Origin of the sequence: Bradyrhizobium sp. SHOUNA76, assembly GCF_023006445.1 — a bacterium.
Classification (GTDB): Bacteria; Pseudomonadota; Alphaproteobacteria; order Rhizobiales; family Xanthobacteraceae; genus Bradyrhizobium.
Genome location: NZ_JALBHA010000365.1, coordinates 1 through 6772, shown reverse-complemented (window position 1 = coordinate 6772; position 6772 = coordinate 1). Strand labels below are relative to the sequence as shown.

At 65.7% G+C, this 6772-nt stretch carries 7 protein-coding genes and 1 pseudogene; 6 read left to right on the top strand and 2 right to left on the bottom strand.

From position 1 onward, the window contains the following. The first annotated feature begins 389 nt into the window (after positions 1–389). On the top strand, positions 390–518 hold the full coding sequence (locus MOV74_RS40865) for a hypothetical protein (protein ID WP_258719558.1): 129 nt from the start codon (positions 390–392) through the stop codon (positions 516–518). Here the strand turns inward: MOV74_RS40865 and MOV74_RS27640 are convergent. Further along, complete coding sequence (locus tag MOV74_RS27640; RefSeq protein WP_246929748.1) at positions 515–1096, bottom strand: TetR/AcrR family transcriptional regulator; 582 nt, start codon at positions 1094–1096, stop codon at positions 515–517. The two genes, MOV74_RS40865 and MOV74_RS27640, sit on opposite strands and share 4 nt — an antisense overlap. 85 nt (positions 1097–1181) lie before the next feature. On the opposite strand from MOV74_RS27640, the gene MOV74_RS27635 reads away from it, so the two are divergent. Genes MOV74_RS27635 through MOV74_RS27625 form a run of 3 tightly spaced genes read left to right on the top strand, consistent with a single transcriptional unit; the run spans position 1182 to position 4235 of the window. Next, the gene (locus MOV74_RS27635) at positions 1182–1982 is read left to right on the top strand and encodes a crotonase/enoyl-CoA hydratase family protein (RefSeq protein WP_246929747.1); all 801 of its coding nucleotides are present in this window, start codon (positions 1182–1184) and stop codon (positions 1980–1982) included. A gap of 9 nt (positions 1983–1991) precedes the next feature. Continuing rightward, on the top strand, positions 1992–2627 hold the full coding sequence (gene upp, locus MOV74_RS27630) for a uracil phosphoribosyltransferase (RefSeq protein ID WP_246929746.1): 636 nt from the start codon (positions 1992–1994) through the stop codon (positions 2625–2627). 33 nt (positions 2628–2660) lie between these two features. Next, positions 2661–4235: an AMP-binding protein gene (locus MOV74_RS27625; RefSeq protein ID WP_246929745.1), complete on the top strand. Its 1575-nt coding sequence runs from the start codon at positions 2661–2663 to the stop codon at positions 4233–4235. Positions 4236–4253: 18 nt separating this feature from the next. On the opposite strand, the gene MOV74_RS27620 is transcribed toward MOV74_RS27625, so the two are convergent. Continuing rightward, positions 4254–5420 carry an acyl-CoA dehydrogenase family protein gene (locus MOV74_RS27620; RefSeq protein WP_246929742.1) on the bottom strand — a complete coding sequence of 389 codons (1167 nt, stop codon included), beginning with the start codon at positions 5418–5420 and terminating at the stop codon, positions 4254–4256. 180 nt (positions 5421–5600) lie between these two features. On the opposite strand from MOV74_RS27620, the pseudogene MOV74_RS41305 reads away from it, so the two are divergent. Both MOV74_RS41305 and MOV74_RS27610 read left to right on the top strand, forming a co-directional pair. Then, positions 5601–5738, top strand: a pseudogene (locus MOV74_RS41305) (MaoC family dehydratase); the annotation flags it as partial. A gap of 26 nt (positions 5739–5764) precedes the next feature. Continuing rightward, positions 5765–6616 (top strand): CoA ester lyase, encoded by an 852-nt coding sequence (locus MOV74_RS27610; protein WP_246929740.1) that lies wholly within the window; start codon positions 5765–5767, stop codon positions 6614–6616. The last annotated feature ends 156 nt before the right edge of the window (positions 6617–6772 follow it).

Here is a 6772-nt window from a genome sequence, read left to right as displayed (position 1 = left end):
GCCGCGGTCGAGGCGCGCCACGCCGACCTCGCGCTGGCTGTGCTGTCGGCCCTCGTCGAGGTCCGAGAATTGGCCGCAGACGCGACGCGGCCGAGCGTTCCTTCCGTTCACCCCATGCTGGGCTCGCCTTACCAGCCGCTCGCTTGCGACAATTTCCGCTAGACCCACCAAGGACTCCAGAAATGTTGACGTTGACACATGGCGTTGAACAACCGCTGCGGTGGACTGAACGTCAGCCGGCGCTATCGAAGCTGCGCATGGCTCAGCTCAAGCGCCTCGCGCTGCATGCGCTAGCCGTGCTCTCGATGGGCAGCGTGCTCACCGCCCTGATCGCGTTGAGAGCCGCCATCTATCTCTGGCATCTCCACGCCTGACGGGGATTGACCAGCATGCCGCTCCTCAAGGGAAATCTGGAGCAGGTGGTCACCGTGACCATCCTGACCATGACGCTGAGCCTGATCTGGGGCGCGATCCTGACGCTCGTGATCACGCTTCTCGCGCGCGGGCTCGGAGTCTAGCTCCCCGCCTCCCTCTCGATCAGCCGGGCCAATTCCGCCGCTGTGACCTCGATCGGCCGGCCGCTGCGCTCGACGCGGGCCTGGATCAGCGCGCCCTGAAGCGCCGACGTGCAGAGCACCGCGAGCGCTTCGGCGCGAGATCTGGCAAAGCCGTCCGCGAGCAGCTTGTCGCGCAGAATGGATAATCGCGCCGCATAGGCCTTGCGACCGGCATCGGACACGGCGCGCTCGCGCGGCGCGAGCTCCAGCAGCACGGTCGTGATCGGGCAGCCATTGCGAAAGCCGGAGCCCTGCATCCAGCCTGCCAACAACCTTGCGTGCGCGCGCAAGAGGTCGCCGGTCGAGCCGCATTCTTCCGCGAGCTTGGTGACCGTCGCCGCCACGCGGCGGCCCGCCTCCTCCACAGCCGCCACCGCGATCGAGGATTTTCCGTCCGGAAAGTAATGGTAGAGCGATCCTTTTGGCGCGCCGCTGACATCGACGATGTCGTTCAGCCCGGTCCGGGCAAATCCCTGGCGGCGGAACAGCGTCACCGCGGCATTGATGATGGGCTGGCGGTGTTTCGGCACGGCCGGCATGGCGCTCTCCCCTTCGCATGAAATTATATTGATTGGTCTACATCAGCCTCCCACAGTCAAGCCTGGTCCATGACAGGAGAGACAAATGGCAGTGGGAGTGAGCTTTGAGGTGAACGAGGGCGTCGCGCGGATCGGGCTCGACGACGGCAAGGTCAATGTGATGTCGACGACCATGCTGGCCGAGATCGGCGCCGCCCTCGACCGGGCCGAAAAGGAAGCCGAGATCGTGGTGCTGCGCTCGGCACGACCCGGCATCTTCTCCGCCGGCTTCGATTTGAAGGTGTTCGCCTCCGGCGATGCCGCCAGAAGCCTCGAAATGGTCCGCGCCGGCGCGGAGCTTGCGCTGCGGCTGATGTCGTTTCCACATCCGACGGTCGGTGTAATGGAAGGCCACGCCTATCCGATGGGAACGTTCCTGCTGCTCGCCTGCGACGTCAGGCTGGGCGCGCGCGGGCGGCATCGCATGGGGCTGAATGAGGTCGCGATCGGCATCGCGCCGCCGAGCTTTGCCATCGAACTGGCGCGCAGCCGCCTGCATCCGGCTTGGCTCAGCCGCACCGCCACGCTCGGTGAAATGTACGAGCCCGAGGAGGCGCTGACCGCCGGGTTCCTGGATCGTGTGGTTGCGCTGGATGCCGTCGACGTCACCCTTGCGGAGACCATCGCCGCGCTGCGCGCCATCCACAAGCCGTCGCATGCGACTGCCAAGAAGCGTCTGCGTCAGCCCACGATGGACGCAATGCGTACGGCGATCGATCGCGAGTTGACCATGGCTGCCTACAAGGCGAGCGACCGGGCGCGTAGGGCGGTGGCAATGCCCGGCTGGGGCCAGCCGTCCGGCGGAAAAGGCCCGGCTGATCTGGCGCAATTTGAGGGAACCGTGTAGATCGGTTTCATGAGCACTGGCAATGTCAACGTCGTCGCCCACCCCCTGGTCCAGCACAAGCTCTCCCTGATGCGGGAGAAGGACCGCTCGACCAAGAGCTTTCGCGAGATCCTGAACGAGATCGGGATGCTGCTCGGCTACGAGGTGACGCGCGATTTGCCGCTGGAGCTGGTCGGGATCGAGACGCCGATCGCGGCCATGCAGGCACCCAAGATCGCCGGCAAGAAGCTCACGCTGGCGCCGATCCTGCGCGCCGGCGTCGGCTTCCTCGACGGCATGCTGGCGCTGATGCCCTCGGCGCGCATCGCCCATATCGGGCTCTACCGCGACCCCGAGACGTTGCAGGCCGTGGAATATTACTTCAAGGCGCCGCAGGACCTGTCCGACCGCACCGTGATCCTGATGGACCCGATGCTGGCGACCGGCAACTCGGCCTGCGCCGGCGCCTCCCTGCTCAAGGCCCGCGGCGCCCGCGATATCCGCTTCGTCTGCCTTCTCGCCGCCCCCGAGGGCATCGCGCAGTTCCAGCGCGAACATCCCGACGTGCCGATCTGGACCGCCGCGATCGACGAGCGGCTCAACGACCACGGCTACATCGTGCCGGGCCTGGGCGATGCCGGCGACCGGATGTTCGGCACCAAGTAGACAGGTTTGCGCGATCAGGTTACTCCGGTTGCCATGAGTGCCAATGCGTCTTCGCTGCAATCGCTGATCCGGACCGAAGCCGCCGCCGATCCCGCCTTCGTATTCGACGGCACATCGGTTTCGCGCGCGGAATTCGCTGCCAAGATCGGGCAGAGCGCAGCCTGGCTTGCAGCGCAAGGCATCGGCAAGGGCGACGTGGTCGCGATCTGGCTGGTCAACCGGATCGAATGGCTCGCGCTGCTGTTCGCCGCCGCCCGCCTTGGTGCGATCGTCGCGGCCGTCAATACACGCTACCGCAGCGCCGACGTCGCGCATCTGCTCCGCCTCTCGGGCGCCAAGCTGATGGTGGTCGAGGCCGCCTTCCGCTCGATCGATTTCGCCGCGATCCTCGCCGATGTTGGCAAGGACGAGGCACCCGCGCTGCAGAAGGTCGCGGTGATCGGCGCGGATGCGATCCCGGCGCACTGGCCCTGCGTGCGCTTCGACGCCTTCGACAGGGCTTATCCCCCCGCCCCGCCAGCTCAGGACAACATCGACCTGCCGGTCCTGCTTTACACCACATCGGGCACCACCAAGGGGCCGAAGCTCGTCGCGCATTCTCAGCGCACGCTGGCCACGCACGCCACCTCCGTCGCCAACGCGCTCAAGCTTGATCCGCAGCGTCACTCGCTGCTGGCCATGCTGCCGTTCTGCGGCACTTTTGGCATGACAAGCCTGCTCGGCTTCGTCGCGGCGGGCGCGGCCATCCATGTGCTCGATGCCTTCGAGGCGGCGCCGGCCCTGAAGATTCTCAGCGAGCACCGGATCACGCACGCCTTTGGCTCCGACGAGATGTTCCGCCGTATCCTCGCCCTCACCGGTGCGCCACGCCCATTCAAGCATCTGGAAGTCTGCGGCTTCGCTGCGTTCCAGCCTGGCTGGCGCGAGCTTGCCGTGGCGGCCGAGGCGCGCGGCCTGCCGTTGTTCGGTCTCTACGGATCGAGCGAGGTGCAGGCGCTGTTCTCGATTGGCCGTGCCGGAGACGCCTTCGCCGAACGGATCGAGGGCGGCGGCTGGCCGATGTCCGCCGACGCAAAAGTGCGCGTGCGCGACAGCGAGACCGGCGAGGTTGTGTCGTTCGGCGTTTCCGGCGAAATCGAAATCAGCGCGCCATCGCGCTTCCTCGGCTATTTCAACAACCCGGATGCGACGCGCGATGCGATCACGGCCGACGGGTTCTTCCGCACCGGCGACATCGGCCGGATGCGCGGCGACGGCTCCTTTGTCTACGAGACCCGCGCGGGCGATGCGATGAGGCTCGGCGGTTTCCTCGTCGCCCCCGGCGAGATCGAGGACGAGCTCAAATCCTGCGCCGGTGTGGCCGACGCTCAGGTGGTCGCCGTAGATCTGAAGGGCCAGGCGCGCTGCGTCGCGTTCGTGATCCCGGCACAGGAGCTGCCGATACCGGAGGCGCTGATCGCGCACCTGCGCGACCGGCTCGCCGGCTACAAGGTACCGGCGCGAATCTATGTCGTGGATGCCTTCCCCGTCACCGACAGCGCCAACGGCGTCAAGATCCAGCGCGCCCGGCTACGCGCCATGGCGATGGAACGCATCGCCTCCGAATAGCAGCACGGCAAGACTCGCTCAGTACGATTTGGCGAGCCCCAGCACCTTCTCCGCGATGAAGCTGAGCGCGAGCTGCGGGCTGACCGGTGCGATGCGCGGGATCAGGACCTCGCGCAAATATCGCTCGACGTGGAACTCCTTGGCGTAACCGAAGCCGCCATGAGTCATCACGGCCTGCTCGCAGGCCGAGAAGCCCGCCTCGCCCGCAAGATATTTCGCGGCATTGGCCGCAGCGCCGCAGGGCATGCCCTTGTCGTATTGCCAGGCCGCCGACATCACCATCAGCCAGGCCGCCTCGAGCTCGACCCAGTTCACCGCGAGCGGATGCTGGATGCCCTGGTTCTTGCCGATCGGACGGTTGAACACCACGCGCGTCTTGGCGTATTCGGTGGCTCGCGCCAGCGCGAGCTTGCCGAGGCCGACCGCCTCCGCCGCGATCAGAATGCGCTCCGGGTTCATGCCTTCGAGAATGTACTGGAAGCCCTTGCCTTCCTCGCCGATCCGGTCCTCCATCGGAATTTCAAAATCCTCGAAGAACAGCTCGTTGGAATCGACGATCTTGCGGCCCATCTTCTCGATCTCGTGGACCTTGATCTTGTTGCGGTCGAAATCGGTGTAGAACAGGCTAAGACCGTGGGTCGGCGATCGCACCTCCTCCAGCGGCGTGGTGCGCGCCAGCAGCAGGATCTTGTGCGCGACCTGCGCGGTCGAGATCCACACCTTCTGGCCATTGACGATGTAGCGGTCGTTCTTGGCGACCGCGCGGGTCTTCAGTTGCGTGGTGTTGAGGCCCGTGTTCGGCTCGGTGACAGCGAAGCACGCCTTCTCGCGGCCCGCGACCATCGGCGGCAGCATGCGCTTGCGCTGCTCCTCGGTGCCGAACACCACGACCGGGTTGAGACCGAACACGTTGATATGCACCGCGGACGCACCGGACATGCCGGCACCCGATTCCGCAATGGTGCGCATCATGATCGCAGCTTCCGTGATGCCGAGCCCCGAGCCGCCATAGGCTTCCGGCACGCAGATGCCGAGCCAGCCGGCGTCGGCCAGCGCCTTGTGGAAGTCATGCGGGAAGCCGCCGTCGTGGTCCTTTTTCAGCCAGTAGGCGTCGGGAAAGCCTTCGCAGATCTTGGCGATGGCGTCGCGAATGGCTTCCTGCTGATCAGTGAGCGCGAAATCCATATTCTTGATCTCCCGGTCGGGAGCCGCGACCGCGCAATCTCGCTCCTCTTCGCGTTTCCCACTCAAAGGCCGTGGCCGATTGCTGCGCCCGGACGTGCCCTCGCTTGCGTTCTTTAACTTGAAAAACCGGGTACAGATACGTGAATTTGTCGATCAAGTGTGTGTACCATGCATAGGGTCATGCGGCGCGACGCGAGGAGCGCGCCGTTATTTCGCAGGGAGGAAACCGCGATGGCCGGACTTTATTTCGAAGACTTTTCGGTGGGCCAGGAATTCAGACACTTGCTGACCCGGGTCGTCACGGAGATGGACAACACGGCGATGATGCACAAGAGGCCGATCTGATGCGTTCGATGCTGTTCGTGCCGGGCGATTCCCCACGCAAATTCGAGAAGGCGAGCGAAGGCAAGGCCGACGCGCTGATCATCGATCTCGAGGATTCCGTCGTCGCCGAGAAGAAAACGGGGGCGCGCGGGTTAACTCTGGCGATGCTGAAGGGCTCTCGCGGCCCGCACCAGCTCTATGTCCGCGTCAACGCGCTGGACACCGGCATGACGCTCGCCGATCTCGCCGCGGTGATCCCCGGCAAGCCCGACGGCATCGTATTGCCGAAATCGCAGGGCGGCGATGACGTCCGGCAGATCGCGACCTGGCTCGAAGCGCTGGAAGTTGCGGCCGGCATCGCAGTCGGCACAACGCGCATCGTCTGCGTCGCGACGGAGACCGCCGGCTCGATCTTCGGCCTCGGCAGCTACAAGGGATGCTCCCCCCGCCTCGCCGGCCTGATGTGGGGCGCGGAAGATCTCTCGGCCTCGCTCGGTGCCACCGAGAAAGCCTCGGGCGGCGTGTTCCACAGTCCCTATCGCCTCGCGCGCGATCTCTGCCTGATGGCGGCCGCCGCAGCCGAGGTCGCGCCGATCGATACGGTCTACACCGACATCGACAATCTCACAGGCCTCGAGCAGGAGACGCGCGCCGCGCGTCGCGACGGCTTTTCGGCCAAGGCGCTGATCCATCCCAAGCATGTCGACATCGTCAATGCGGCGTTCGAGCCGACGGAAGCCGAACGGACCTGGGCGGAGAAGGTGATCGCTGCGTTCGCGAGCAATCCCAATTCCGGCACGCTGCGGCTCGACGGCCAGATGATCGACAAGCCGCATCTTCGCGCCGCGAAGAAGATCCTCGGCCAACCCTAGACCGGGGCGCAAGCCTCGTCCGTCGATCGACTTCGTCCGACAACTCCGGCGTGAAGCTCCCGCCTCAGTCAAATCCCTGAACGGGCGGCGCCGGTGGTTGTGCCGGCACGGCGGGCGCGGCCTGAGCCGGCGGGGCCGGATTGCCGGCAGCCCTCA